25 protein-coding genes and 1 pseudogene are annotated in these 25,815 nt (G+C 73.8%); 18 read left to right on the forward strand and 8 right to left on the reverse strand.

Annotated elements, in window-relative coordinates; translation table 11 throughout:
• The first annotated feature begins 75 nt into the window (after positions 1-75).
• On the forward strand, positions 76-486 hold the full coding sequence (locus tag ACIRPP_RS11880; protein WP_403640556.1) for a VOC family protein: 411 nt from the start codon (positions 76-78) through the stop codon (positions 484-486).
• Positions 487-503: 17 nt separating this feature from the next.
• Here the strand turns inward: ACIRPP_RS11880 and ACIRPP_RS11885 are convergent, their stop codons facing one another.
• From ACIRPP_RS11885 to ACIRPP_RS11895, 3 genes are all read right to left on the reverse strand, one after another.
• Positions 504-1,199, reverse strand: a complete 696-nt coding sequence (locus ACIRPP_RS11885) for a helix-turn-helix domain-containing protein (protein ID WP_403640559.1) — start codon at positions 1,197-1,199, stop codon at positions 504-506.
• A 374-nt stretch (positions 1,200-1,573) separates the two neighbouring features.
• A complete protein-coding gene (locus tag ACIRPP_RS11890) occupies positions 1,574-2,551 on the reverse strand; it encodes a cupin domain-containing protein (RefSeq protein WP_403640562.1) in 978 nt (325 codons plus the stop codon).
• A gap of 99 nt (positions 2,552-2,650) precedes the next feature.
• Positions 2,651-3,808 (reverse strand): YihY/virulence factor BrkB family protein, encoded by a 1,158-nt coding sequence (locus tag ACIRPP_RS11895; RefSeq protein ID WP_403640566.1) that lies wholly within the window; start codon positions 3,806-3,808, stop codon positions 2,651-2,653.
• Between the two features lie 128 nt (positions 3,809-3,936).
• Here ACIRPP_RS11895 and ACIRPP_RS11900 point away from each other — a divergent pair, with 128 nt between their 5' ends.
• The 16 genes from ACIRPP_RS11900 to ACIRPP_RS11975 all read left to right on the forward strand — a co-directional run bounded on the left by ACIRPP_RS11900 (position 3,937) and on the right by ACIRPP_RS11975 (position 20,491).
• The gene (locus ACIRPP_RS11900; protein ID WP_403640569.1) at positions 3,937-5,571 is read left to right on the forward strand and encodes an acyl-CoA dehydrogenase family protein; all 1,635 of its coding nucleotides are present in this window, start codon (positions 3,937-3,939) and stop codon (positions 5,569-5,571) included.
• A gap of 327 nt (positions 5,572-5,898) precedes the next feature.
• Positions 5,899-7,191 (forward strand): GAF domain-containing protein, encoded by a 1,293-nt coding sequence (locus tag ACIRPP_RS11905; RefSeq protein WP_403641185.1) that lies wholly within the window; start codon positions 5,899-5,901, stop codon positions 7,189-7,191.
• A gap of 212 nt (positions 7,192-7,403) precedes the next feature.
• Complete coding sequence (locus tag ACIRPP_RS11910; protein WP_403640572.1) at positions 7,404-8,558, forward strand: calcium:proton antiporter; 1,155 nt, start codon at positions 7,404-7,406, stop codon at positions 8,556-8,558.
• 192 nt (positions 8,559-8,750) lie between these two features.
• A complete protein-coding gene (locus ACIRPP_RS11915) occupies positions 8,751-10,091 on the forward strand; it encodes a hypothetical protein (RefSeq protein WP_403640575.1) in 1,341 nt (446 codons plus the stop codon).
• A 172-nt stretch (positions 10,092-10,263) separates the two neighbouring features.
• Complete coding sequence (locus ACIRPP_RS11920; RefSeq protein WP_403640578.1) at positions 10,264-10,836, forward strand: GNAT family N-acetyltransferase; 573 nt, start codon at positions 10,264-10,266, stop codon at positions 10,834-10,836.
• A 127-nt stretch (positions 10,837-10,963) separates the two neighbouring features.
• On the forward strand, positions 10,964-11,047 hold the full coding sequence (locus ACIRPP_RS11925; RefSeq protein WP_360594463.1) for a putative leader peptide: 84 nt from the start codon (positions 10,964-10,966) through the stop codon (positions 11,045-11,047).
• 200 nt (positions 11,048-11,247) lie between these two features.
• The gene (locus ACIRPP_RS11930) at positions 11,248-12,945 is read left to right on the forward strand and encodes a nitrite/sulfite reductase (RefSeq protein ID WP_403640581.1); all 1,698 of its coding nucleotides are present in this window, start codon (positions 11,248-11,250) and stop codon (positions 12,943-12,945) included.
• Entirely contained in the window at positions 12,942-13,118 is a 177-nt protein-coding gene (locus ACIRPP_RS11935) for a hypothetical protein (protein ID WP_403640584.1), read from the forward strand. Before ACIRPP_RS11930 ends, ACIRPP_RS11935 begins: the two co-directional genes overlap by 4 nt.
• Entirely contained in the window at positions 13,115-13,825 is a 711-nt protein-coding gene (locus tag ACIRPP_RS11940; RefSeq protein WP_403640587.1) for a phosphoadenylyl-sulfate reductase, read from the forward strand. Before ACIRPP_RS11935 ends, ACIRPP_RS11940 begins: the two co-directional genes overlap by 4 nt.
• A 26-nt stretch (positions 13,826-13,851) precedes the next feature.
• A complete protein-coding gene (cysC, locus tag ACIRPP_RS11945; RefSeq protein WP_403641187.1) occupies positions 13,852-14,388 on the forward strand; it encodes an adenylyl-sulfate kinase in 537 nt (178 codons plus the stop codon).
• A complete protein-coding gene (cysD, locus tag ACIRPP_RS11950) occupies positions 14,385-15,329 on the forward strand; it encodes a sulfate adenylyltransferase subunit CysD (protein ID WP_403640590.1) in 945 nt (314 codons plus the stop codon). The genes cysC and cysD overlap by 4 nt, the downstream gene beginning before the upstream one ends.
• A gap of 2 nt (positions 15,330-15,331) precedes the next feature.
• The gene (locus ACIRPP_RS11955) at positions 15,332-16,666 is read left to right on the forward strand and encodes a sulfate adenylyltransferase subunit 1 (RefSeq protein ID WP_403640593.1); all 1,335 of its coding nucleotides are present in this window, start codon (positions 15,332-15,334) and stop codon (positions 16,664-16,666) included.
• 251 nt (positions 16,667-16,917) lie between these two features.
• Positions 16,918-18,021, forward strand: coding sequence for an aliphatic sulfonate ABC transporter substrate-binding protein (locus tag ACIRPP_RS11960; RefSeq protein ID WP_403640595.1), 1,104 nt, complete (start codon positions 16,918-16,920; stop codon positions 18,019-18,021).
• A 34-nt stretch (positions 18,022-18,055) separates the two neighbouring features.
• On the forward strand, positions 18,056-18,868 hold the full coding sequence (locus ACIRPP_RS11965; RefSeq protein WP_192231677.1) for an ABC transporter ATP-binding protein: 813 nt from the start codon (positions 18,056-18,058) through the stop codon (positions 18,866-18,868).
• The gene (locus ACIRPP_RS11970; protein ID WP_403640599.1) at positions 18,855-19,745 is read left to right on the forward strand and encodes an ABC transporter permease; all 891 of its coding nucleotides are present in this window, start codon (positions 18,855-18,857) and stop codon (positions 19,743-19,745) included. Before ACIRPP_RS11965 ends, ACIRPP_RS11970 begins: the two co-directional genes overlap by 14 nt.
• Positions 19,746-19,753: 8 nt before the next feature.
• Positions 19,754-20,491, forward strand: coding sequence for a sirohydrochlorin chelatase (locus tag ACIRPP_RS11975; RefSeq protein ID WP_403640602.1), 738 nt, complete (start codon positions 19,754-19,756; stop codon positions 20,489-20,491).
• 30 nt (positions 20,492-20,521) lie between these two features.
• On the opposite strand, the gene ACIRPP_RS11980 is transcribed toward ACIRPP_RS11975, so the two are convergent.
• The 4 genes and pseudogenes from ACIRPP_RS11980 to mgt all read right to left on the reverse strand — a co-directional run bounded on the left by ACIRPP_RS11980 (position 20,522) and on the right by mgt (position 23,993).
• Complete coding sequence (locus ACIRPP_RS11980) at positions 20,522-21,145, reverse strand: DsbA family protein (protein WP_403640605.1); 624 nt, start codon at positions 21,143-21,145, stop codon at positions 20,522-20,524.
• 161 nt (positions 21,146-21,306) lie between these two features.
• Positions 21,307-21,681 carry a DUF4440 domain-containing protein gene (locus ACIRPP_RS11985; protein ID WP_403640608.1) on the reverse strand — a complete coding sequence of 125 codons (375 nt, stop codon included), beginning with the start codon at positions 21,679-21,681 and terminating at the stop codon, positions 21,307-21,309.
• On the reverse strand, positions 21,674-22,222 hold the full coding sequence (locus tag ACIRPP_RS11990; protein ID WP_403640611.1) for a DUF1697 domain-containing protein: 549 nt from the start codon (positions 22,220-22,222) through the stop codon (positions 21,674-21,676). Before ACIRPP_RS11990 ends, ACIRPP_RS11985 begins: the two co-directional genes overlap by 8 nt.
• A gap of 534 nt (positions 22,223-22,756) precedes the next feature.
• A pseudogene (mgt, locus tag ACIRPP_RS11995) lies at positions 22,757-23,993 on the reverse strand (macrolide-inactivating glycosyltransferase).
• 99 nt (positions 23,994-24,092) lie between these two features.
• On the opposite strand from mgt, the gene ACIRPP_RS12000 reads away from it, so the two are divergent.
• Positions 24,093-24,956 carry a phosphotransferase enzyme family protein gene (locus ACIRPP_RS12000; RefSeq protein ID WP_403641189.1) on the forward strand — a complete coding sequence of 288 codons (864 nt, stop codon included), beginning with the start codon at positions 24,093-24,095 and terminating at the stop codon, positions 24,954-24,956.
• Between the two features lie 33 nt (positions 24,957-24,989).
• Here the strand turns inward: ACIRPP_RS12000 and ACIRPP_RS12005 are convergent, their stop codons facing one another.
• Positions 24,990-25,712: a 3'-5' exonuclease gene (locus ACIRPP_RS12005; protein ID WP_403641192.1), complete on the reverse strand. Its 723-nt coding sequence runs from the start codon at positions 25,710-25,712 to the stop codon at positions 24,990-24,992.
• Positions 25,713-25,815: the final 103 nt, after the last annotated feature.

The raw sequence follows: 25,815 nt of genomic DNA on the forward strand, positions 1-25,815 counted from the left end.
ACGGTCACGGCGGCCGGGCGAGCGGGTCCGATTTCTTCAAGACCGGGTCCCTGCCTCGTCCCTACGGTGGGGCCCATGAGTGCACGTTTCGATGCCATCGGACTGGTCGTCTCGGACATGGCGGCCTCGGTCGCCTTCTACCGCCGGCTCGGCTTCGCGTTCCCCGAGGGGGCCGCGGAGCAGGGGCACGCGGAGGCGGAACTCCCGGGCGGCCTGCGGTTGTTGCTGGACACGGAGGAGGTGGTCCGTTCCTTCCACCCCGAGTGGCAGGCCCCCGCCGGGGGCGGGCGGGCCTCGCTGGCGCTGCGGTGCGACGGCCCGGGCGAGGTCGACACGCTGTACGGGGAACTGGTCGCCGAGGGCCACCACGGCGAACTCAAGCCGTGGGACGCCGTGTGGGGTCAGCGGTACGCCGTGGTGCAGGACCCGGACGGCAACGGGGTCGACCTGTTCGCGCCGCTGGAGGGCGGCGGCAGCCCCGAGTAGGGCGCCCGGCGCCGCTGCTATCCGCCGCCCCCGCGCAGCAGCTCGCGCAGCGGCAGACCTGCCAACGCCCGTACCTCACGCGACAGGTGGGCCTGGTCGGCGTAGCCGGTGCGGGCGGCGGTCTCCGCCGGCGGGGTGCCGGCGCGGGCCAGGGCCAGGGCCCGGCGCAGCCGCAGGATGCGGGCGAGCGTCTTCGGTCCGTAGCCGAAGGCCGCGAGGGACCGGCGGTGCAACTGGCGGGCTCCGATGCCGAGTTCGTCGGCCGTCGCGCCGACCGGGCGGCCCGTGTCGAGGGCGGCGACCAGGAACCGCAGCGCGAGGTCCGGCCCGGCGGTGTCCGCGGCGAGGCGCAGGGCGAGCTCCTCGATCCCGGTCGCGGGATCGGCGGCGGCCCGCACCCGCGCGGTGAGCCGGCGCACCTCGGCGGCGCCCCACAGGTCCGTGAGGTCGACCCGCCGGTCGCGCAGTTCGTGGGCGGGGACGCCGAGCAGGGCGGGAGCGGTCCCGGGCCCGAAGCGGAGGCCGGCCCAGGTGCTGGGTCCGCCCCCGGTGAGGTGGGCCCGGGTGTCGGGGCCCGCGACCAGCAGGCGGCCCTCGTGCCAGAGCAGGTCCATGCAGCCGTCGGGCAGCACCCGGCCGCTGTTCGTGTCACCGGTGAGGGTGTTGGTCCACACGACCGCACCCGGCAGTCGCGACGCCCGTTCGCGGTACACGTGCACCACCTCCCGCTCGCCGTTCACCCTACGCGCCGGGCGCCCGCCGGACCTGCCGTCCCGGGGCCCAGGGAACCGCCTCGGACCCGCCCGGACCGGGGAGGACGCCGGCCCCGCGCGGAAGCCTCCCGGGCCGGGCCCTGCTGCCCTCCGGTCCCGGCCCGCACCCCGGACCTCGGAGACACCGCCCGCGCCGCCATAACACCGCCCGGCGCCGCCGTCACGCCCGCCCGGCGCAGCCGTCACGCCCGCCCGGCGCAGCCGTCACACCGCCCCGCACGGCCGCCACGCCGCCCCGCACCGCCGTCACGCGCCCGGCGCCGCCGTCACACCGCCCCGCACGGCGGTAGCCAACACCCCGTTCCGCCCACCCCTCACCGACGCCCGGCGGTAAGAGGCTGTCCGGCGTCCTCCGCCCCGCCGCGCGCCGTGCGCCAGTCCTGCGGGCTGACGCCGTAGGCGCGTTTGAAGGCCGCCGAGAGCGCGAACGCGCTGCCGTAGCCGACGCGGCGGGCGATCGCGCCGATCGTGTCGTCGGTGTCGCGGAGCCGGTCCGCGGCCAGGGCGAGACGCCATCCGGTGAGGTAGGTCATCGGGGGTTCGCCGACGCGTGCGGTGAAGTGGCGGGACAGGGAGGCGCGGGAGACCCCGGCCTTGGCTGCCAGGTCCGCGACCGTCCAGGGGCGGGCGGGCTCGTTCTGGAGCAGGCGCAGCACCGGGCCGACGACCGGGTCCGCCAGGGCCGCGTACCAGGCGGGGGGCGCTGCCTCGGGGCGGGCGAACCAGGCCCGCAGGGCGGCGATGACCAGCAGGTCGAGCAGCCGGTCGAGGACGACCTCCTGGCCCGGCCGGTCGCGGACGATCTCCTGGGCGAGGAGCGGGGTGAGAGGGCAGTCCCAGGCGTCGGAGGGCAGGGACAGCAGAGGAGGGAGCGCGTCGAGGAGCCGGCCACCGATCTCGCCGCGCCGCCCGTAGGTGCCGATGAGCATGACCGTGGCGCCGTCGGTCCGGTCGCCCCAGGTGCGCACGCCGAGGTCCATGACGCCGTTGAGGGGGCGTCCGTCGGGGTAGTGGCACTCACCGCCGGGCAGGATCAGCGCCTGCGGTGCCGTGCCGGGGTCGTCGCCGCAGGTGTACGGGTCGGGGCCGCGGGCGACGGCGAGGTCGCCGGGGCCGAGGCGCAGCCGGTCCCCGCCGTCCGGGACGATCCAGGCCTCGCCCCGCACCACCAGCATCACGGTCAGCGGGGCGCGGTCCTCGATCCGGACCGACCAGGGCGGGTCGAAGCAGGCCCGGATCATGAACGCCCCACGGGCGCGCGGGCCCTCCAGCAGGCCGGTGAGAACGTCCATGGCGTCAGCGTAGACGCGGGCGCGGCGGCCGGGGGAGACACGTCGGCCTCCCGGCCGGGCCGGCGTCACGACCGGGCCGGCGTCACGGCGCTCCGGCCGTCACTTCTCGTCGTCGGCCGGGTGGCTCCCGTGTTTGTGGGGGTGGGTGGACTTCGCGTGGGTGCGCAGCCGGGCGGAGACGTCCTCCGGGGGGAGGAAGCGGGACCAGCGCTCGGGGAACTCGGAGGGCATGCCGGGGTCCGCCTCGCCGTCGTCCTCGTCGACGGCGGCCGTGGTGCGGGCGACGTACTCGGCGACCTGCGCCTGGCGCATCCGCTCGTTGGCCTCGCGGGCGGCGGCCGTGGCGGCGGCCGGCCAGACCCGGTCGATGGCGGCGTTGACGGCGGCCCCCACCAGGACCGCGAACGCGGACACACCGATCCACAGCAGCACGGCGACGGGCGCCGCGAGGGAGCCGTAGATGGTGGGTCCCTCGACGGTGTTGCTCAGGTAGAGGCGCAGCAGGAAGCTGCCCAGGACCCACATGGCGAGGGCGACGAGCGCGCCCGGCACGTCCTCGATCCAGGGCGAACGCACCGGCACGGACACGTGGTAGAGCGTGGTGAGGAAGGCGACCGACAGCAGAATGACGACCGGCCAGTACAGGACCTGCACGACCGTCGTCGACCAGGGCACGATGCGGACGACGGCGTCGGGTCCGGCCACCATCAGGGGCAGGGCGACGGAGCCGATCAGCAGGGCCACCAGGAACAGCAGGAAGGCCAGCAGGCGGGTCTTGACGATGCCCCGGACGCCGTCGAGGCCGTACATGACGGTGATGGTGTCGATGAAGACGTTCACCGCGCGGGAGCCGGACCACAGGGCGAACAGGAAGCCGATGGAGATGACGTCGGGGCGGCCTCCTTTCATCACGTCGTCCAGGATGGGCTCGGCGATCTGCTCCACACCGCGGTCGGACAGCACCGTGCGGGAGGCGTCGAGGAGGTTGCTGCGCAGGCTCGCGATGGTCTCGGCGCCGGTCCAGGTGTCGACGTAGCCGAGCAGCCCGATCATGCTGAGCAGCAGCGGGGGCACCGACAGCAGCGTGAAGAACGCGGCCTCGGCGGCCAGGCCCAGGATGCGGTACTCCATGCACGAGTTGACCGTGTCCTTGAGCAGCAGCCAGGCGGTCCTGCGTTTGGATACGTTCCGGTACAGGGCCCTGGCCCGGTGGAGGCGGCCGGACGGCTCGTCGGTTGTGTCTCTTGCTGGCTGCACGAGCTAACGGTATCCGTCGTGCCTGGTCGCACTCACCCACAGGCGGATTCGTCCGGCACCGGGCGGTTCCGGCGGCCCGCCCGGCGGTGCGGGGTGAGGCGCCGGGGGTTGGGGGTAGGTTCGCTGACATGGCAGGCACCACGCACACCGTGACCAACCAGGCTCCGCCCCTCGTGCAGTACGACGTGTTCGGCGCCGACCGGGCCCTGGTGGAGGCGGTCGGACGGCACCTGGACCCCCAGGTGCGCGAGGAGGCCGAGGCGGAGCTGACGGGCCTGGGCCGCACGTCGGGGTCGGCGCAGGTGCTGGAGTGGGGGACGCTGGCGAACGAGCATCCGCCGCGGCTGCGGACGCACGACCGCTACGGCCACCGGATCGACGAGGTGGACTTCCATCCGTCCTGGCACCGGCTGCTCGGCAAGGGCGTGTCGGCGGGCCTGACGTCGGCCTGGCGGCGGCCCGGCGGGCATGTGCGGCGGGCGGCGGCGTTCGTGGTGTGGACGCAGGTGGAGGCGGGGAACTGCTGCCCGCTGTCGATGACGCATGCGGCGGTGCCCGCGCTGCGCACCGACCCGGCCCTGGCCGAGGTGTGGGAGCCGCGCCTGACGTCGGAGGTCTACGACCGCGGACTGCGGCCGGCCGGGCAGAAGGCCGGGGCGCTGTTCGGGATGGGCATGACGGAGAAGCAGGGCGGCAGCGACGTCCGGGCGAACGCGACCGCGGCCCGCCCTCTCGCCGAGGACGGCACGTACGCGCTGACGGGGCACAAGTGGTTCTGCTCGGCGCCGATGTCGGACGCGTTCCTGGTGCTGGCGCAGGCGCCCGGCGGGCTGACCTGCTTCCTGGTGCCGCGGGTCCTGCAGGACGGCACCCGCAACACGTTCCTGATCCAGCGGCTGAAGGACAAGCTGGGCAACCGCTCGAACGCGTCCGCGGAGGTCGAGTTCGCCGGGACGTGGGCGCGCCGGGTCGGCGAGGAGGGCCAGGGGGTGCGCACCATCATCGGGATGGTGGCGGCGACCCGGCTGGACTGCGTCCTGGGCTCGGCGGGCCTCATGCGGCAGGCGGTGGCGCAGGCGGTGCACCACTGCGCCCACCGGGAGGCGTTCGGCGGGAAACTGATCGACAAGCCGCTGATGCGCAACGTGCTCGCGGATCTGGCGCTGGAGTCGGAAGCGGCGACCACGCTGGCGCTGCGGCTGGCCGCCGCGTACGACGACGGCGGGGAACAGGAGCGGGCGCTGCTGCGGATCGCGGTGCCCGCGGCGAAGTTCTGGGTGACGAAGCGCTGCGCGCCGCTGGTGGTGGAGGCCGCGGAGTGCCTCGGCGGCAACGGGTACGTGGAGGAGTCCGGGATGCCGCGGCTGGTGCGGGAGTCGCCGCTGAACTCGGTCTGGGAGGGCGCGGGCAACGTCCAGGCGCTGGACGTGCTGCGGGCGCTGCGCCGGGAGCCGGGCGTGCTGGACGCCTACCTGCGCGAGGTGGGCCTGGCGCGGGGCGCCGATCACCGGCTGGACGGGGCCGTCAAGGGGCTGCTGACCGAACTGGCCGACCTGGACGGCGTGGAGGGCCGGGCGCGGCGGCTGGTGGAGCGGCTGGCGCTGGTGCTGCAGGGGTCGCTGCTGGTGCGGTACGCGCCACCGGAGGTGGCGGACGCGTTCTGCGCGGGACGGTTGGGCGGCGACGGGGGCGCGGTGTTCGGCACGCTGCCGCACACGCTGGACCTGGCGTCCCTGGTGGACCGGGCCCGGCCGGTGCACTGAGCCCGGCGGGCGCGCCGGGCGCCCGGGAACGCCGACGCGGGGGTGGTGCTGCGCCGACACGGCACCACCCCCGCCGCACGGGCCCTCAGGAAGAGCCGTGGACGCCGCTCGGAACGGCGTCGCTCAAGCTTCAATCAGTGAGCGGCGCGCCACCAGGGTTGCAGGGGGTTGCAACTTGCTGCTGAGTGTGACGATAGTGCGCGCTTTCCCCGGGGCCGGACGGCACTATGAGACAAACAGTCGATACGGATCCCGGGGGCCCGGCCGACCGGCCGGGCGAGCCACTCCCCCGCGTTCTTCCCAGGAGGACCAGTGGCGCTCTCGCCGATGGACATGACGCACCTGGCCGCCGTCGACGCGACGCGCGCGGCCCGGGTGCTCGACGAGGTCCGCTCGGCCACGCTGGCCGGGCAGCGCGCGCCGCTCGCGCCGCGCCCGGTGATCGGCGAGTCGTGGGAGCGGATGCTGCGCAGCGGCGTCGACCCGGAGCACGACGTGCGGGCGGGACTGCTGTCGCGGGAGGAGGTGCAGCACCGGCGGGAGACGTCGCCGCTGCGACACGTGCTGCCGGTGCTGCGGGAGGGGCTGCTGTCGGTCGCCGACGTCGCCCGGCACATCATGGTGGTCGCCGACGCCGACGGCCGGGTGCTGTGGCGGGAGGGCAGCGCGCCGGTGCTGCGCCGGGCCGACGTGCTGGGCCTGGAAGTGGGCGCGGACTGGCGGGAGAACGTCGTCGGCACGAACGGCGTGGGCACGCCGGCCGTCACCCGCCGGCCGGTGCAGGTGTTCGCCTCCGAGCACTTCGTGCGGTCGCACGCGACCTGGACGTGTTCCGGCGCCCCGGTGACCGACCCGCGGGACGGACGGCTGATCGGTGTCGTCGATGTGAGCGGGCCGCTGGACACCATGCACCCGGCGACGCTGGCGTGGGTCGACTCGGTCGCGAAGCTGGCGGAGGCCCGGCTGCGGGACCTGCACCAGCAGTCCCTGGAGCGGCTGCGCGCGGTGGCCGCTCCGGTGCTGGCCCGCATCGACGGGCGCGCCCTCGTCGTCGACCGGCACGGGTGGACGGCGGCGGTGACCGGGATGCCGTACGTGCAGCGGCTGGCCCTGCCGAAGTCGCTGTCGGCCGGGGTGCGGTGGCTGCCCGCCCTGGGCCGGTCGACGCTGGAGCCGCTGGCGGGCGGCTGGCTGGTGCGGGCGGCGGACGGGCCGGCGCCCCCGCCGGGACGACGGGTCGAGCTGGACCTGCGGGAACCGCGCCGCCGGTCGGTCGTGGTGTCCGGCGGCGCGGGCACCTGGACGCGGGAACTGAGCCCCCGGCACGCCGAGTTGCTGTACCTGCTGGCCGTGCACCGGGAGGGGCGCACCGCGGCGGGGCTGGCCGGTGACATGTTCGGCGATCCGGGCCGCACCGTCACGGTCCGGGCGGAGATGTCCCGGGTGCGGCGGTATCTCGGGGGGCTGCTGGAGCACCGCCCGTACCGGTTCGGGGAGGACGTCGAGGTGGAGGTGCTGCTGCCGGACGACCCGCACGGCCTGTTCCCGGCCACCGGGGCGCACGACGCCGTGGGACCGGGCGCGGTGGGCCGCCGGCCGGCTCCGGCCGCGGACCCTTGAGGGGCCGGGGCTGCGGTCCCGGGGGTCCCCCACGGCCCCCGTGCGGGCGGCCGGGCCGTGGAGTGACGGGCCCGCCGCGGCGGGTTCCGCCCAGGTCACCGGCGTGCCCTGCGGCTGACGCGGCCGGGTAGAGTGGCGGGCAAGGACGCCGCCGGGACGACCCGGCGGTGCGGTCACGAGCAGGGACGACCCGGCAGAACGTGTAGACATCCGTGCCCACGCCCTCCCTCCTGCGCACCGTCCTCACCCCCACCGCCGTGTTCCGGCTCGCCCTCGGCTGGGGCGCCTTCCTCGCCACGGTGCTCGCCGCCCCCGTACTGTCCGGGCCCCTGACGGCTCCGGTCCTGTGGACGGTGCTCGCGGGGATCGTCGCGGTGATCGTCGTCTGCTCCTTCGGGGTGGTCGGCCAGGCCGAGCACCTGGCGCGCCGGCTCGGCGACCCCTACGGCACGCTGGTGCTGACCCTGTCCATCGTGCTGATCGAAGTCGTCCTCATCGCCGCCGTGATGCTGGGGCCGGGCGAGCACGCCACCATCGCCCGCGACTCCGTCATGGCCGTGTCCATGATCATCCTGAACCTCGTGGTCGGCACCGCGCTGCTCGTCGGGGGCCTGCGCCATGCCGACCTCCGCCCGAACCGCGCGGGCGTCTCGGCCTACCTGGCGCTCCTCGTGGTCCTGCTGGCCGTCGCGTTCGCCTTCCCCGGCCTCATCGGCACCGGGGGCGCCTACCGGCCCGGACAGGCGGTCGCACTGGCCGCGCTCACCGTGGTCCTGTACGGGTTCTTCCTCGTCCGGCAGACGGGCGCCCAGCGCGCCGACTTCCAGGAGGTGCGGCCCTCCACCGCGGCGGCCGCACAGCAGGCGCGGGAGCCCGGCCCGGAGCCGGGGCCCGCCGGGACGGCGGCCCGGCACCGGCCGGAGGTCGTCGCCCGCACCCTGCTGCTCGTGGCCACGGTGCTCCCGATCGTGCTGCTCTCCCACGACATGGCGACCCTGCTCGACGACGGGTTCGCCCGGGTGGGGGCGCCGGTGGCCCTGCCGGGCGTCGTCATCGCGATGATCGTCTTCCTGCCCGAGACGGTCACCACGGTGCGGGCCGCCCTGGGCGGGGAGATCCAGCGGGTGAGCAACCTGTGCCACGGCGCCCTGGTGTCCACGGTCGGACTGACCGTCCCGGCCGTGCTGACGATCGGCCTGGTCACGGGGCAGCGGGTGATCCTCGCCGAGAGCCCCGCCCACCTCGTCCTGCTCGGCACCAGCCTGCTGCTGACGGCCGTGACGTTCGGCGGCCGGCGGGTGACCGCCCTGCACGGGTCGGCGCACCTGATGGTGTTCGTCCTCTACGGGCTCGCCGTCTTCTCCTGACGCGTCCGTCCGCCGTCACGACGAACCGAAAGGGCCGCAGGGCACCTCGATGGTCACGGATTCCGTATATTTGCCGGGTCTTCGTCCCCCGCGGGGCGCGGCTGTCGTAGCATCGCCTTTCGGGCCACCCCACCCTGCTCCGTGTCAACGCAAGGATCACGGGACGCAGTTGGCTCGCCTCGGGAGGACGGTATGAAGCATCGCGGCAGACACCGCCGTCGCCGGCGGGGCAGAGCACTGCGGGCGGCGCTGGCCGGGACGGCCCTGGCCCTGACCGCCGCCGCCACCCTGATCAGCACGTCGCAGGCCACCGTCGCCGACGACCCCGGGGCCCTGAAGCCGGTCACCTCGTCCGCCGGGACGGCGCCGTTGCGGCTGACCGAGCGCAGCGTGCCGCAGGACTGGCTGAAGCGGCTGTCCTCGGAGATGGGCCGGCCCGTCGCCATGGACGCCGTGCTCGCCGACGCCGACGGAGTGCTGCGGGAGGCGGACTCCTGTCCGGCGGACGACCGCCGGGCGCTGCCGGTCGAACCCGAGGCGACCCGCGCGTACTGCTGGGACGGCGCCGACACCGGCGGCTGGGAGGCCGGCGCGGTCACCACCTCCGGGGACGCCGACGACGACGGCCGCTGGGGCCCGCACCGCGTCATCCTGTCCGGCTGGAGCCGGTCCGGCCCGGTGACCGGAGGCCCCGGGGACGCCTCCGCCGCCGGCGACACGGCGGACGACGCGGACGGCCGGCCCGGACTGGCGCGCGTCGCGTTCGTGGACCGGGACGCCGAGGGCGGCCCCACGTACACGTGGGTGCTGCTGGCCGTGCCGGTCGAGGAGGGGGCCGACTACCGGGCGCTGGCCTCGTCGGTGTCCGGGATGGTCTGGTACCAGGACAAGCTGCTGGTGACCGCCGACCGCCGGGACGGCAGCGCCCTCTACGTGTACGACATCGACCGCGTCCAGCGGGCCACCGTCGCCGGCCCGGCGGTCGGCCGGGTGGCCGACGGATGGTCCGCGGCCGGTGCCCGGTACGTGCTGCCCGCGGTGGCCGCCTACCGGGCCACGAGCCCCGGCGCCCCCCTGCCGGGCGGGATCTCGCTGGACCGCAGCACCACGCCGGACAGCCTGGTGGCGCACGAGGCGACCGAGGAGGGGGACGACGGGCCGACCCGGCTGTGGCGGTACGCGTTCAGCGTGGACCCGGTGCGGGCGGGCCTGCTCGCGACGGACCCGGGGGCGACGGCCGAGGCGGTCGCGGCCTACGAGACCAAGCTGACCGACGTGCGCAGTGTGCTGTCCCACCGCTCGGGCTGGTACCTGGGCCGGATGACGGGGACGCCGGACGAGCGCGGCACCCTGTGGCGGCAGGACGCCGAGGGCGCGCGGCCCACCCGGTGCGGGGCGGACGAGACGCACCGCTGCTGGAGCGGCGACGCGGCGTCGCTGTCGTACTGGCAGGAGACCGGCGAGATCTGGTCACAGTCGGGGCGCATGCTGTTCGCGCTGCCGCTGGACTCGGTGGACCGGTCCCTGGACTGATGCCCGGACCAGTCCGGACCCGATCCCGGACGGACCCTGGACTGATGTCGGGACCGGTCCGGACCTGCCCCCGGGGCCGGCCCCTGGGCTGATCCGCTGCCTCCGGGTCCGTCCGTTCCGGCCTGCGGGAGGCGTTCGACAGAGGGCGGCCGAGGATGGTTCTCTTTCGGACATGACGACCATCACCGTGACCACCTGGTCCCTGGAGCAGACGACGCCCGCCGACCTCCGGCCGGCCACCGTCCCCGAGGGGGACGTGCGGATCGTCCGCGCCGAGGTGCCCTCGCCGGAGTTCAGCCGTTTCCTGTACGCGTCCGTCGGCGGCGACATCCGCTGGACCGACCGGCTGGGCTGGACGTACGCGCAGTGGACGGAGCACCTGGACCGGCCGGGTGTGGAGACCTGGGTCGCCTACGACCGGGGGACGCCCGCCGGATACGTGGAACTCCAGCCGCACGACGACGGCGTGGTCGAGATCGTCTACTTCGGGCTGATCCCCGCCTTCCGCGGACGGCGCATCGGCGGCCATCTGCTGTCGTACGGGGTGGCGCGGGCGTGGGACCTGGCGGAGCGGTGGCCGGCGCTGAAGCCGACCCGGCGGGTGTGGCTGCACACCTGCAGCAAGGACGGCGAACACGCCATGGAGAACTACCTGCGGCGCGGTTTCCGGCTGTTCGACACCAAGGTCGAGCAGGAGCCGGAGGTGGCGACGCCCGGCCCGTGGCCGGGGGCCTACCCCGCCTGACCGGCCCGGACAAGACTGTCCGCGCCAAACGTGACCAAGGACACCCTTGTCTCGCACAGCGAGACAAGGGTGTCCGCATTTTGGATAAAGCTGGACTGGCTCCGGAGCGCCGTGCCAGGCTTCCGCCATGCCTGGAACTGGAATCGCCTTGGTGAGTCGGCGGCACGTCGACCTCGGCCGCATGTCCAGCGCCATCTGTCCGATGCGCTGACGCCCCCTCGGTGGCCTCTCGGCCACGGGCTCCAGCACCACCGGTTCTCCCTCCCCCGCTTCCGCCCGCGCAATGACGCGCAGGTCTGCCGCGCTCACGTATGCGCAGGTCACAGCTTTCCGCCTGCCGCCGCCCCTGCCCCGCGCCGACGGCGCGGCCCGCCGACACCATCCACCGCTGTCCCGAAGGACGTATCACCCATGGCCGCCACCCCGCCGAAGTCTGCCGCCGCGTCTTCCCGCCGCAAGGTGAGCCGTCACCGCGGCGAGGGCCAGTGGGCGGCGGGTCACCACACCCCGCTGAACGGCAACGAGCAGCTCAAGAAGGACGATGACGGTCTCAACGTACGGACACGTATTGAGACGATCTACTCCATGCGCGGCTTCCAGTCCATCGACCCCAACGACCTGCGCGGGCGCTTCCGTTGGTGGGGCCTGTACACCCAGCGCCGCCCCGGCATCGACGGCGGCCGCACCGGGCTGCTGGAGCCGGAGGAGCTCGAGGACGAGTACTTCATGCTGCGGGTCCGCATCACCGGCGGGCGGCTCACCACCGAACAACTGCGGGTGATCGGCGAGTTGTCCGAGACGTACGCCCGGGGCACCGCGGACATCACCGACCGGCAGAACGTCCAGTTCCACTGGGTGCGCATCGAGGACGTGCCCACCATCTGGGAACGCCTGGAGGCCGTGGGCCTGTCCACCACCGAGGCGTGCGGCGACTGCCCGCGCGGCATGCTCGGCTCCCCGGTGGCCGGCGTCGCCGAGGACGAGATCATCGACGGCACGGCGGCCCTGGACGAGATCGTCCGCCGTTACATCGGCGACCCGCGCTTCTCCAACCTGCCGCGCAAGTACAAGACGGCCGTCTCCGGCTCGCCGCTGCTGGACGTGGCGCACGAGATCAACGACATCTCCTTCGTCGGCGTGGTCCACCCCGAGCACGGGCCCGGCTTCGACCTGTGGGTCGGCGGCGGACTGTCCACCAACCCCAAGTTCGGTGTGCGGCTGGGCGCGTGGGTGCCCGAGCAGGACGTGCCCGACGTGTGGGAGGCCGTCACCACGATCTTCCGCGACCACGGCTACCGCCGGCTGCGCAACCGGGCCCGGCTGAAGTTCCTCGTCGCCGACTGGGGACCGGAGAAGTTCCGCCAGGTCCTGGAGGACGACTACCTGGGCCGCAAGCTGATCGACGGCCCCGCCCCCGAGATGCCCGCCCGGCAGTGGCGCGACCACATCGGGGTGCACCGCCAGAAGGACGGCCGCTTCTACGTGGGCTTCGCCCCGCGGGTGGGCCGGATGGACGGCTCGCTGCTCACCAAGGTCGCCGCCCTGGCCGAGGAGCACGGCTCCGGCCGGGTCTCCACCACCGTCGAGCAGAAGATGATCGTCCTGGACGTGCCGCAGGACCGGGTCGACTCGCTCGTCGACGGCCTGGAGGCGCTCGACCTGCGGGTCACCCCCTCGCCGTTCCGGCGCGGGACCATGGCCTGCACCGGCATCGAGTTCTGCAAGCTGGCCATCGTGGAGACCAAGGAGCGCGGCAGCGAGCTCATCGACGAACTCGAGCGCCGCCTGCCGGACTTCGACGAGCCGCTCACCATCAACATCAACGGCTGCCCGAACGCCTGCGCGCGCATCCAGACCGCCGACATCGGCCTCAAGGGCCAGCTCGTCACGGACGACCAGGGCCGCCAGGTCGGCGGCTACCAGGTGCACCTCGGCGGCGCCCTCGGGCTGGAGCCGTCCTTCGGCCGCAAGGTGCGCGGTCTGAAGGTGACCTCCGACGAACTGCCGGACTACATCGAGCGGGTCCTGAAGCGTTTCCAGGCCGAGCGCGAGGACGGCGAGCGGTTCGCGGTCTGGGCGGCGCGCGCCTCCGAGGAGGCCCTGTCGTGAGCGGCCGGGCGGCCCCGTTCTACTGCCCGTACTGCGGCGACGAGGACCTGCGTCCCGGCGAGGCGCACGGGGCGTGGGAGTGCGGCGCCTGCAACCGGGGCTTCCGGCTGACGTTCCTCGGGCTGCTCGCCCGCGGCCTCGGACAGCCCGACACGGGAGGGGACCAGATATGACGGTGGATCAGCGCGAGTACACCGCCGAGGAGTTGAAAGGGCTGGCGGAGCGGGCGGGCCGCGAGCTGGAGGACGCCCCGGCGCTGGCGATCCTGCGGTGGGCGGCCGAGACGTTCGGCGGACGCTTCTGCGTGACCTCCTCCATGGAGGACGCAGTCGTCGCCCACCTCGCCTCCCGGGTGATGCCCGGCGTGGACGTGGTGTTCCTCGACACGGGCTACCACTTCGAGGAGACCATCGGCACCCGGGACGCCGTCGACGCCGTGATGGACGTCAACGTCATCACGCTCACCCCGCGGCAGACGGTGGCCGAGCAGGACGCCGAGTACGGTCCGAAGCTGCACGACCGCGACCCCGACCTGTGCTGCCGGCTGCGCAAAGTACTGCCGCTGGAACAGGGCCTGGCGGGCTATCAGGCATGGGCGACCGGGCTGCGCCGCGAGGAGTCCCCGACCCGGGCCCACACGCCGGTGGCCGGCTGGGACGAGAAGCGGCAGAAGGTCAAGATCTCGCCGATCGCCCGCTGGACCCAGGACGACGTGGACGCCTACGTCGCCGAACACGGGGTGCTCACCAACCCGCTGCTCACCGACGGCTACGCCTCCGTGGGCTGCGCGCCCTGCACCCGCCGGGTGCTGGAGGGCGAGGACGCCCGCGCCGGACGCTGGGCGGGCCGCGCCAAGACCGAGTGCGGGCTGCACGGCTGACCATGACGATCCTTCAGGAGACCAACGTGACGACCGGAGCCACCGTCTGGCTCACGGGTCTGCCGAGCGCCGGCAAGACCACCATCGCCCACGAACTCGCCGGGCTGCTGCGCACGGCCGGACGGCGCGTGGAGGTGCTCGACGGCGACGAGATCCGCGAGTTCCTCTCCGCGGGCCTCGGCTTCAGCCGCGAGGACCGGCACACCAACGTGCAGCGCATCGGTTTCGTCGCCGACCTGCTCGCCCGCAACGGCGTCACCGCCCTCGTCCCCGTCATCGCGCCCTACGCCGACAGCAGGGAAGCGGTCCGGGAGCGCCACGCCGCGAACGGCACGCCGTACGTCGAGGTTCACGTGGCTACCCCGGTCGAGGTGTGCTCCGTGCGGGACGTGAAGGGCCTGTACGCCAAGCAGGCCGCGGGCGAACTCACCGGCCTGACCGGGGTGGACGACCCGTACGAGGAGCCCAAGGCGCCCGACCTGCGCATCGAGTCGCAGCACCAGACCGTCCAGGAGTCCGCCGCGGCGGTGCACACCCTGCTGAGCGAAAGGGGACTGGCATGACGACCGTCGCAACGGTCACGGAGGGCACGGAAGGCACCGCCGGCCCGTACGCCCTCTCCCACCTCGACGCCCTCGAGTCGGAGGCGGTGCACATCTTCCGCGAGGTGGCCGGCGAGTTCGAGAACCCGGTGATCCTCTTCTCCGGCGGCAAGGACTCCATCCTCATGCTGCACCTGGCGCTCAAGGCGTTCACTCCCGCGCCGGTGCCGTTCGCGCTGCTGCACGTCGACACCGGGCACAACTTCCCCGAGGTCCTGGACTACCGCGACCGCACGGTCGCCCGGCACGGGCTGCGGCTGCACGTCGCCTCCGTGCAGGACTACATCGACCGCGGGGTGCTCAAGGAGCGCCCCGACGGCACCCGCAACCCGCTGCAGACGCTGCCGCTCACCGAGAAGATCGCCGCCGAGCGGTTCGACGCCGTGTTCGGCGGCGGGCGCCGCGACGAGGAGAAGGCGCGGGCCAAGGAGCGGGTGTTCTCGCTGCGCGACGAGTTCTCCCAGTGGGACCCGCGCCGCCAGCGCCCCGAGCTGTGGAACCTGTACAACGGCCGGCACGCGCCCGGCGAGCACGTGCGGGTGTTCCCGCTGTCCAACTGGACCGAGCTGGACGTGTGGCAGTACATCGCCCGGGAGGGCATCGAACTGCCGGAGATCTACTTCGCCCACGAGCGCGAGGTGTTCCGGCGGGCCGGGATGTGGCTGACGGCCGGCGAGTGGGGCGGCCCGAAGGACGACGAGCCGGTGGAGATGCGGACGGTGCGCTACCGGACGGTGGGGGACATGTCCTGCACCGGGGCCGTCGACTCCGACGCCGACACCATCGAGAAGGTGATCACGGAGATCGCCGCCTCCCGGCTCACCGAGCGCGGCGCCACCCGCGCCGACGACAAGCTCTCCGAGGCCGCGATGGAAGACCGCAAGCGCGAGGGGTACTTCTAGACATGAGCACGATCACGAGCGAGGCGCTCGCGGAGACCACCCTGCTGCGGTTCGCCACCGCCGGTTCCGTCGACGACGGCAAGTCCACCCTGGTGGGCCGGCTGCTGCACGACTCCAAGTCGGTCCTCACCGACCAGCTGGAGGCCGTGGAGCGGGCGTCGGCGAGCCGCGGGCAGGAGGCGCCCGACCTGGCGCTGCTCACCGACGGCCTGCGGGCCGAGCGGGAACAGGGCATCACCATCGACGTGGCCTACCGCTACTTCGCCACGCCCCGGCGCCGGTTCATCCTCGCCGACACGCCGGGCCACGTGCAGTACACCCGGAACATGGTCACCGGCGCGTCCACCGCCGAGCTGACGGTGATCCTGGTCGACGCCCGCAACGGCGTGGTCGAGCAGACCCGGCGGCACGCCGCGATCGCGGCGCTGCTGCGGGTGCCCCACGTGGTGCTCGCCGTGAACAAGATGGACCTGGTCGACTACCGGGAGTCGGTGTTCGCCGCCATCGCCGAGGAGTTCACCGCCTACGCGACCGAGCTGGGCGTGCCCGAGGTGACCGCGGTGCCCATCTCGGCGCTGGTGGGCGACAACGTGGTGGAGCCGTCCGCGCACATGGACTGGTACGGCGGCCCCACCGTGCTGGAGCACCTGGAGACCGTGCCGGTCAGCCACGACCTGACGCGGTGCCACGCCCGACTGCCCGTGCAGTACGTGATCCGCCCGCAGAGCGCCGAGCACCCCGACTACCGGGGCTACGCCGGCCAGATCGCCGCCGGAACCTTCCGGGTGGGCGACGCGGTGACGGTGCTGCCGTCCGGACGGACCACCACGATCACCGGGATCGACCTGCTCGGGGAGCCCGTCGAGGCAGCGTGGACGCCGCAGTCGGTGACGCTGCTGCTGGCCGACGACATCGACATCTCGCGCGGCGACCTGCTGGTGCCGTCCCAGGACGCGCCCGCCACCACGCAGGACCTCGAGGCCACCGTGTGCCACGTCGCCGACCAGCCGCTCACCGTCGGCCACCGCGTGCTGCTCAAGCACGGCACCCGCACCGTCAAGGCGATCGTCAAGGACATCCCGTCACGACTCACCCTCGACGACCTGTCCCTGCACCCGCACCCCGGGACGCTGGCCGCCAACGACATCGGCCGGGTGAAGATCCGCACCGCGGAGCCGCTGCCCGCCGACTCCTACTCGGACTCGCGGCGCACCGGTTCCTTCATCCTCATCGATCCCGGGGACGGCACCACGCTGACAGCGGGCATGGTCGGCGAGTCCTTCGCCGCCCCCGAGCCGGTCAAGAACCCGGCCGAGGACGACGGGTGGGACTTCTGACCATGAACTCCACCGATGTCCACGCCACGTTCGCCCAGGAGGACGGACGGGCCGGCGGCGGGGCCCTGGGCCGGGGCACCCCCCGGACGGAGTTCGGGGGCGGTCAGGGCGGGGTCGCCCGATGTGCGCGATGACGTACGCGCACCGCCCGCGCGCCCACCGCTCCCGCCGTCACCGGCGAAAACCTGCCGACCACCCGGCCGCGACCTGAGCCTCGCGCGACCGCCGGGCTCCCGAGAGGAACACCTCCCGTGCCTGCCACATCCGTCCCGCGCCGCGCGCTGACCGTGCTGGCCGTGCTCCCCCTGCTCGCCCTGGCCGCCTGCGGCTACGGCTCGCAGGCCAAGGACCGCGCCACGGTCGAGATCGCGGCCGGGGCGAAGAAGACCGACGGCCTGGACTCGGTCCGGATCGGCTACTTCGGGAACCTGACCCACGGCACCGCGCTGGTGGGCAACCGCAAGGGCTTCTTCCAGAAGGAACTGGGCGCGACCCGGGTGCGGTACGCCGTGTTCAACGCGGGCCCCTCCCAGATCGAGGCGCTCAACTCCGGCTCCGTCGACATCGGCTGGATCGGCCCCTCCCCCGCGGTCAACGGCTACGTCAAGGCCGGCGGCAAGAACCTGCGGATCATCGGCGGTTCGGCGTCCGGCGGGGTGAAGCTGGTGGTCAACCCGGACCGGATCCGCTCCCTGGAGGACGTCGAGGGCAAGCGGATCGCGACGCCGCAGCTCGGCAACACGCAGGACGTCGCCTTCCTCGACTGGGCGGCCGGGCGCGGCTGGAAGGTCGACCCGCTGAGCGGGAAGGGCGACGTGACCGTCGTCCGCAGCGACAACAAGGTCACCCCCGACGCCTTCCGGGCGGGCAGCGTCGACGGTGCCTGGGTGCCGGAGCCGACCGCGTCGAAGCTGGTCGCCGACGGCGGCGAGGTCCTGCTCGACGAGGCGTCGCTGTGGCCGGACGGGAAGTTCGTCATCACGAACATCGTCGTGCGGCAGGAGTTCCTCGAGAAGCACCCGAAGGCCGTCGAGGCGGTCCTGCGGGCGTCGGTCGCGGCCAACCGGTGGATCAACGCCCACCCGCAGGAGGCGAAGACGGTCGCGAACGAGCAGCTGGCCGCCGACTCCGGCAAGGCCCTGCCGGCCGAGGTCCTCGACCCGGCGTGGGAGTCGGTCCGCTTCACCGACGACCCCCTCGCGTCCACCCTCTCCGCCCAGGCCGGGCACGCCGTCGACGCGGGCCTGCTGAAGGACCCCGACCTGGACGGCATCTACGACCTCGCGCCCCTCAACAAGGTGCTGGCCGCCGCGGGCGAACCCACCGTCGACGACGCCGGTCTCGGCGCCCCGTGACCCGGACCACGACCATTCCCAGGAGGTGACGACCATGGCCACGATCCTCGCCAAGGCCGCCGAAGGCACCGACACGGCGACACACTCCGCCCGGATCGAGCACGTCTCGAAGTCGTTCGCGAACCCGGCAGGACAGCAGCTCGTACTGGACGACATCAGCCTCGATGTCGCCCCGGGCGAATTCGTCACCCTGCTGGGTGCGTCGGGCTGCGGCAAGTCCACCCTGCTCAACCTCGTCGCGGGACTGGACCGGCCCAGCGCCGGCACCATCACCACCGACGGGCGGCCGGCTCTGATGTTCCAGGAGCACGCGCTGTTCCCCTGGCTCACCGCGGGCAAGAACATCGAACTCGCCCTGAAGCTGCGGGGCGTGCCGAAGTCCGAGCGCCGCGAACGGGCCGAGGAACTGCTCGGACTGGTCCGGCTGAAGGGCGCCCACGGCAAGCGCGTGCACGAGCTGTCCGGCGGCATGCGCCAGCGGGTGGCGATGGCGCGGGCGCTCGCCCAGGAGAGCCGGCTGCTGCTGATGGACGAGCCGTTCGCCGCGCTCGACGCCATCACCCGGGACGTCCTGCACGACGAGCTGACCCGGATCTGGCGCACGGCCAACGCCGACGGCTCCGCCGCGGGACGGCTGTCGGTCCTGTTCGTCACGCACAACGTGCGCGAGGCGGTACGGCTCGCGCAGCGGGTCGTCCTGCTGTCCTCCCGGCCGGGGCGGATCGCCCGCCAGTGGACGGTGGACATACCCCACCCGCGCCGCATCGAGGACACCGCCGTCGCGGAGCTGTCCGTCGAGATCACCGAAGAACTCCGTGGGGAGATCCGCCGTCATGGCCAGCACTGACACGACCGCCAAGGACGGGGGCGACCTCGCCGGCCTGGAAGCCGGGCTCGACGCGCTGGAGACGGTGCAGACCGGCCGCAAACCCTTCCGGCAGACCTTCGTGGAGAAGATCCTGCCGCCCGTGCTCGCCGTGGCGCTGGTGCTGGCGGTGTGGCAGGCCCTGGTCTCCTTCCGGATCGTCGACGACCCGACCAAGCTGCCGTCGCCGGGCGCGGTGTGGCAGGTGCTGGAGCAGTCGTGGCTGGAGGGCGAACTCCTCGGCTACATCTGGACCAGCGTCTCGCGCGGCCTGCTCGGCTTCTTCTTCGCCCTGCTCATCGGCACCCCGCTGGGGCTGCTGGTGGCGCGGGTGAAGTTCGTGCGCGCCGCCATCGGCCCCATCCTGTCCGGGCTGCAGTCGCTGCCGTCGGTGGCGTGGGTGCCGCCGGCGGTGATCTGGCTCGGCCTGAACAACCAGATGATGTACGCCGTGATCCTGCTCGGCGCGGTCCCCTCGATCGCCAACGGGCTGGTCTCCGGCGTGGACCAGGTGTCCCCGCTGTTCCTGCGGGCCGGACGCACCCTGGGCGCGACCGGGCTCAAGGGCACCTGGCACATCGTCCTGCCGGCGGCGCTGCCCGGCTACGTGGCGGGCCTGAAGCAGGGCTGGGCGTTCTCCTGGCGCTCGCTGATGGCCGCCGAGATCATCGCCTCGTTCCCCGACCTGGGCGTGGGCCTGGGCCAGTTGCTGGAGAACGGCCGCAACGCCAGCGACATGGCCATGGTGTTCGAGGCCATCCTGCTGATCCTGACCGTGGGCATCGCCATCGACCTGCTGATCTTCAGTCCGCTGGAGCGGTGGGTGCTGCGCAGCCGCGGTCTGCTGGTGAAGGGCTGAGGCACGTCATGCACCGACCCGTCCTGCTGGTCATCGCGCACGGCAGCCGCGATCCGCGGCACGCCGCGACCGTGCACGCCCTGGTACGCCGGGTGCGGTCCCTGCGGCCGGGGCTGCGGGTGGAGACCGCCTTCCTGGAGTTCAACCTGCCCTCCGTGCCGGGCGCGCTGCGGGCACTGGAGGCGGAGGGCGTCCGCGACGTGGTCGCCCTGCCGCTGCTGCTGACCCGCGCCTTCCACGCCAAGGCGGACATCCCCGCGGCCCTGGCGGACGCCCCGTCCCGGCTGCGGATCCACCGGGCCGACGTGCTCGGCCCGTCCCCGCTGCTGCTGCGGGCCCTGGAGCGGCGGCTGCACGAGGCGGGCGTCCGGCCCGCCGACCGGTCCTCGACCGGGGTCGTCCTGGCCTCGGCGGGATCCACCGACCCGGAGGCGATCGCAGTGATCGCAGACATCGCGCGGGAGTGGCGGCACACCGGTTGGTGCGCCGTGCGGCCTGCGTTCGCCTCCGCCTCCCTCCCCCGCACCGAGGACGCGGTGCGGGAACTGCGCGACCTCGGCTGCGCGCGGGTCGCCGTCGCCCCCTACGTGCTGGCCCCCGGCTTCCTGCCGGACCGCATCGCCCGGGGCGCGGCCGGGGCGGACGTCCTGGCCGACGTGCTGGGCCCGGCCCCGGAGGTGGCCCGGGTGCTGCTGGAGCGCTACGACGCGGCCCGGCTGCCGCAGCGGCCGGCCCTGGGGGCCTGAACCGGGGGTGTCTTACCGGGACGGGCGCCGTCAGTCGAAGGACAGGCCGCCGGTGCGGGTGCGCTTCAGCTCGAAGACGTCGGGGTGGACGGCCAGCCGGCGGAAGGCGTCGAAGAGTTCCGCGGCGGCCGCGCCGCGGGGGACGGCCCGCAGCACGGGCCCGAACCACACCGTGCCGTCGACGTGCAGGGTGGGCGTGCCCACGTAGCCGCCCGAGTCCGGTTCGGCGCCCGCCCGGTGGCTGCGCCGGACGGCGTCGTCGTGGGCCGGGTCGTGGGCGGCGGCCGCCAGGTCGGCGGGCAGCCCCACATCATCGAGGGACTCGGCGATCACGGCGTCGAAATCCTGCGCGCCGCGCTCGTGGATCCGGGTGCCGAGGGCGGTGTACAGGTCGCGCAGCACTTTGTGGCCGTGCCGTTCGGCCGCGGCCACCGCCACCCGGACCGGCCCGACGGAGCGGTCCACCAGGTCCCGGTACCAGTCGGGCAGTTCGTTGCCCTCGTTGTGCAGGTACAGGCTCATCACCCGGAAGCGCAGGTCGAGGGGGCGTTCCCGCTCGACCTCCAGCAGCCAGCGGGAGGTGATCCAGGCGAAGGGGCAGGCGGGGTCGAAGAAGCAGTCGACGCGGGTGGCGGCCGTGGTGGTGGGTGTCATGCCGTCGACGGTATGCACCGGGCGGCGCGACCTCCCGGGCCATTCCGGGGCGCCTTTTCCGGTCCACTTCACGTCACCGCTTGTGTCACCGCTTCACGTCACCGCTTGTGTCACCGCTTCACGTCACCGCGGCGCGGCCGCCTGCGCCGGACGCCGGCGGGTCAGTCCGCGGCGGGGGTGAACAGCGTCCCCTGGTGGAAGTACAGGCGCCAGCCCTGCTCCGTGTGCCGCCACAGGGAACTGCGGTGGGCGCGGCGGCCGTTGTGGTCGGTGTCGAAGGTGAGGTGGACGGTGCCGGGGGCGATCTCGACCGCCTTCACGCCGGACACCGTGGCGGCCGGGGCGGGCGAGGCGACCTCCTCGGTGAGCGCGTCGATGATCGCGGCCCGGTCCCAGACCTTCCCGGACGCCCCGAACTCGAAGAAGTCGGGGTGCAGCAGCGCGTCGACCCGCTCGGGCGAGCAGCGCACCTCCGGGTCCAGCAGCTTCAGTTCGCCCTCGATGGCGGCGCTCACGGCGCTGTCCTGCTCAGGCACGGGTGAGCTCCACGAGTTTGACGACGGTGTTCCAGTTGCGGGTGGTGGCGACGACGCCCTCGGTGATGCGGGGCCGGGAGAGCTGCTCCGCCAGTTTGGAGCGGCCGAGCCCGTCGGGGACGTACAGGTACAGCACGCGGTCGCCCAGGCGGAACTCCTCGGGGAGGCGGGCCTCGGCGTCGATCCCGGCGAAGCGCTCGGGGCCGACGGGTGCGGAGAAGAAGGTCGCGTGCAGCTGCCGCCCCTCCAGTTCGGCGGCCGGGAACGGGCAGGCGTCGGCCACCGCCCGCAGATAGGCGTGGTCGCGGACGATCACGTCGACGGCGAACCCGAAGTGTTCCCCAACGGCCCGCGCCAGTTCGGCGGCCAGCGACTCCTCGTCGCCGTGCGCGGAGGCGAAGACCGCCTGGCCGCTCTGCAGGTAGGTGCGGACCCCGGTGTGGCCGAGGCCCTCCAGCAGGGTGCGCAGTTCGGCCATCGGGACCTTCCGGCCGCCGCCCACGTTGATCCCGCGCAGCAGTGCCGCGTACGTCGTCGCCATACCCCCACGATAGGGCGGCCGTCGTGCCCCGTGGGGGTGGGCACGACGGCCGGGTCCGCGCGCGCGGCGGATGCGCGAAAGCCTGGCGGAATCCCGAGGCCCGGTTCAACCGGTACACGCGCCTGCGACTTATTCAACAACATTGCGGAAGGGTGCCGACACCCGCACCCGCCGCCCGGAAGGACCCGCGGTCCGGGGCCAGGCGAGAGCCTGGGGGCACTGCGCGACGAGGTGCGGCCCGCGACGCTGGGAAAGGTCGACGGGGTCGAGGCGCCGATCACCGGGCAGGTCGCTGAGTCGAAGACTTCCGGGGGGGTGCTGCTGCCGTCGGTGATGGCGCTGCTGGGCCAGCGGAACTGGTACCTGCCGAGGTGGCTGCACCGGCTGCCCGACCCCACCCACGACGAGGCGGCGGAGCCGGTCGCGCGGCCGGTGGCGCACAGCGCCGAGGACAATCGGGTCGGGGTCTGCCCCCGGCACGCGCGAGGCGGGGCCCGGCACGACGCGTGCCGGGCCCCGCCCGTTCGCTGCCTTCTAGCTCTTGGCCCGGAGCTCCGCCTCGATGAGGTCGGCGGCGCGGCGGGTGCCGCCCTCCTCGGCCATCTCCGCGCGGATCCGCTCCAGCCGGCGGGCGACCTCCGGGTCCCCGGTGAGGTCGAGGGCCGCCGCCCGCAGCACGTCGGCCGTGGCGTCCTCCGTGGCCAGCTGCCGGGCGACGCCGAGCGCCTCCAGCAGGCCGGCGTTGGCGAACTGGTCCACGGCCTGCGGTACGGCGATCATCGGGGTTGCCGTGGCCAGCCCCTCCTGGCTGCCGCCCGCGCCGGCGTGGGTGACGAACAGGTCGGCCTCCTTCAGCACCGCGAGCTGCGGCACCCAGTCGCGCACCTCGACGCCGTCCGGCACCTCCCCCAGCTCGGCGGGGTCGACGTGGCGGCCGATCTGCAGCACCAGATGCCAGCCGGGCAGGTCGCCGAACGCCTTGAGGCACTCCCGGTAGAAGCCGGGCTGCTTGGTGTAGGCCGAGCCGAGGGAGACCAGGACCACCTTCTCGGCGCCGGCCGGCCGCTGCCACTCCCCCTCCCCGGTGCGGTCGCCCTGACAGGCCCCGACGAAGGAGTACGCCTTCTCGTCGACGCGGTCGGCGTGGGGCTGCAGGGCCCTGGGGATGAGGACGAGGGAACGGGGAGGGCGTCCGATGAAGGAGTCGGAGTGCTCGGTGATCCCGTTCTCCTCCAGCCAGGACTGGAAGCGGGCGTAGTAGGCGCGGCCCCGCTCGGTCTTCTTCGGTTCCTCCCACATGGGCTCGGCGACCTCCTCCTCGTAGCCCTCCCATGCGACGAGGCACGGGGAGAGGGAGACGGAGGGGACGCCCCAGCGGTGGGCCAGGACGCGGGCCGGGTAGGCGGCGATGTCGTGCAGCACGAGGTCGGGGGTGTCCCCCTCGTAGGCGGCGGTCAGCTGCGGGAGCGCCTGGATCGCGTCGTCGAGGAAGGGCTCCACGTTGTCGAGCAGGGTGGTGCCCCAGTCCTCGGGGTCGGCGTCGGGGCCGGGCAGGGTGCTGTTCCACGGCTTGGGTTCGGCGCCGGTCTCGGCGACCTTGTCCGCGAACAGGGGCGGGATCGCGTAGGTCACCCGGTGACCACGCGCCACCAGCTCGCGGATCACCTCGAGGCTCGGGTTGACGTGCCCGTGGGCGGCGATGGAGAACATGGCGATGTGGGCGGGTGAAGTCATGACCGCGAGGTTACACGAGACGAGACGTCTCGTGCAATCTGTTTCTGTCAGGGCACCGCGTACACCGCGCGACCTGTGCGAATGCGACACTGGCCGCCGGCCGGACGGCCGCACGAGGACGACACGGAGGCGGATGGTGGACGAGGCACGCGCGCGGGAGGTGCTCGCCGCGGCGCAGGTGCTCCCGGACTCGGGGCGGGACGCACGACTGCTGGCCCTGGGCGAGAACGCGGTGTTCGGCGCTGGTGACCTCGTCGTCAAGGTGGGCCGCGACGCCGAACTGCTGGAGCGGGCGCGCCGGGGCCTCGAGATCGCACGGTGGCTGGCCGAGGAGGGCGTGCCGGCGGTACGCCCGGCCGAACCCCGGGCCGAGCTGGTGGACGGCCACCCGGTGACGGTGTGGCACCGGCTGCCGGAGCCGGTGCGGCCCGCCGAGCCGCGGGACGTGGCCGCACTGCTGCGGCTCGTGCACGCCCTGCCCGCGCCGCCCTTCACACTGCCGCCGCGGGATCTGCTGGGCGGCGTGGAGCGCTGGCTCCGGCTGGCGGGCGACGCGATCGACCCGGCGGACGCGGCGTACCTGCGCGAGCGACGGGACGGATTCGCCTCGGCCGCCGCGCGGCTGACGCCCCGTCTGCCGCGCGGCCCGATCCACGGGGACGCCCTGCCCCGCAACGTGCACGTCACGCCGGACGGGCCGGTGCTGGTGGACCTGGAGACCTTCTCGGCCGATCTGCGCGAGCACGACCTGGTCGTCATGGCCCTCTCCCACGACCGCTACGCGCTGCCGGACGCGGCCTACCGGTCCTTCACCGGCACCTACGGCTGGGACGTGCGCGAGTGGGAGGGCTGCGCGGTGCTGCGGGGCGCCCGGGAGACGGCCAGTTGTGCGTGGGTCGCGCAGCACGCGCCGGGCAACCCGAAGGCGCTGGCCGAGTTCCGGCGCCGGGTGGCGTCGCTGCGGGACGGGGATCCGACCGTCCGCTGGTACCCCTTCTGACCCCGCCCCGGACGGCCGCGCGCCCCGCGGGCGTCAGACCGGTTCGCCGGCCGGTTCGCGCAGCGGCCAGGTGCCGTCCACGACCGCGCTCGCGTCGCCCTTGCGGCGCAGGAAGCTCTGGAAGTCCGCCGCCCAGGCGGCGTACCACTCGACCTGACGGCGGTGCAGTTCCGCCGGGCCGAGGGCGGCCACCTTGGGGTGGCGGCCGGCTATCGCGCAGGCCAGGCGGGCCGCGGCGAGGGCGTCGGCGGTGGCGTCGTGGGCCGTGTCGAGGGCGATGCCGTACTCCGCGCAGACGGCTTCCAGGTTGCGTTTGCCCCGGCGGTAGCGGTCGACGGTGCGGTCGATCGTGTACGGGTCGATGACCGGGGCGGGGTCCCGCCCGCCGAGGCGGTCGCGCAGCGACGGCAGGCCGTACCGGCGCAGTTCGGCGGAGAGCAGGCTGAGGTCGAAGGCCGCGTTGTACGCCACGACCGGGACGCCCGTCCGCCAGTAGCCGGTGAGGACGTCGGCGACGGCGTCGGCGACCTGGTCGGCGGGGCGGCCCTCGGCGGCGGCGCGGGCGTCGCTGATGCCGTGCACCGCGACCGCGTCCGGCGGGATGGGGACGCCGGGGTCGGCCAGCCACTCGCGTCGGCCCAACGGCGCCCCGTTCCTGACCTCGATGACGGCGGCCGTGACGATGCGTGCCTCGCGCGGGTCGGTCCCCGTCGTCTCCAGGTCGAAGCCGGTCAGCAGCTCCCGGTGCCAGCCCATGGGCTGCCCCCCTTCCATGTGGTGCGTTCCCCCAGTGGTCATCACCTTCGCACGCACCACTGACAATCGGCGGGCCGCCCTCCGCCGCCCCGCAGCGACGGGA

This window comes from Streptomyces sp. NPDC101219 (assembly GCF_044767675.1).
Lineage (GTDB): Bacteria > Actinomycetota > Actinomycetes > Streptomycetales > Streptomycetaceae > Streptomyces.

Coding starts and splice junctions, on each gene's coding strand:
- ACIRPP_RS11990 (WP_403640611.1), bottom strand. CDS start 22,222: ATGGCGACGACGTACGCGGCACTGCTGCGCGGGATCAACGTGGGCGGC.
- ACIRPP_RS12005 (WP_403641192.1), bottom strand. CDS start 25,712: ATGGGCTGGCACCGGGAGCTGCTGACCGGCTTCGACCTGGAGACGACG.
- ACIRPP_RS11970 (WP_403640599.1), top strand. CDS start 18,855: ATGGCCAGCACTGACACGACCGCCAAGGACGGGGGCGACCTCGCCGGC.
- ACIRPP_RS11920 (WP_403640578.1), top strand. CDS start 10,264: ATGACGACCATCACCGTGACCACCTGGTCCCTGGAGCAGACGACGCCC.
- ACIRPP_RS11975 (WP_403640602.1), top strand. CDS start 19,754: ATGCACCGACCCGTCCTGCTGGTCATCGCGCACGGCAGCCGCGATCCG.
- ACIRPP_RS11965 (WP_192231677.1), top strand. CDS start 18,056: ATGGCCACGATCCTCGCCAAGGCCGCCGAAGGCACCGACACGGCGACA.
- cysD (WP_403640590.1), top strand. CDS start 14,385: ATGACGACCGTCGCAACGGTCACGGAGGGCACGGAAGGCACCGCCGGC.
- ACIRPP_RS11900 (WP_403640569.1), top strand. CDS start 3,937: ATGGCAGGCACCACGCACACCGTGACCAACCAGGCTCCGCCCCTCGTG.
- ACIRPP_RS11955 (WP_403640593.1), top strand. CDS start 15,332: ATGAGCACGATCACGAGCGAGGCGCTCGCGGAGACCACCCTGCTGCGG.
- ACIRPP_RS11980 (WP_403640605.1), bottom strand. CDS start 21,145: ATGACACCCACCACCACGGCCGCCACCCGCGTCGACTGCTTCTTCGAC.
- ACIRPP_RS11880 (WP_403640556.1), top strand. CDS start 76: ATGAGTGCACGTTTCGATGCCATCGGACTGGTCGTCTCGGACATGGCG.
- ACIRPP_RS11930 (WP_403640581.1), top strand. CDS start 11,248: ATGGCCGCCACCCCGCCGAAGTCTGCCGCCGCGTCTTCCCGCCGCAAG.
- ACIRPP_RS11890 (WP_403640562.1), bottom strand. CDS start 2,551: ATGGACGTTCTCACCGGCCTGCTGGAGGGCCCGCGCGCCCGTGGGGCG.
- ACIRPP_RS11905 (WP_403641185.1), top strand. CDS start 5,899: ATGGACATGACGCACCTGGCCGCCGTCGACGCGACGCGCGCGGCCCGG.
- ACIRPP_RS11925 (WP_360594463.1), top strand. CDS start 10,964: ATGCCTGGAACTGGAATCGCCTTGGTGAGTCGGCGGCACGTCGACCTC.
- ACIRPP_RS11915 (WP_403640575.1), top strand. CDS start 8,751: ATGAAGCATCGCGGCAGACACCGCCGTCGCCGGCGGGGCAGAGCACTG.
- ACIRPP_RS11940 (WP_403640587.1), top strand. CDS start 13,115: ATGACGGTGGATCAGCGCGAGTACACCGCCGAGGAGTTGAAAGGGCTG.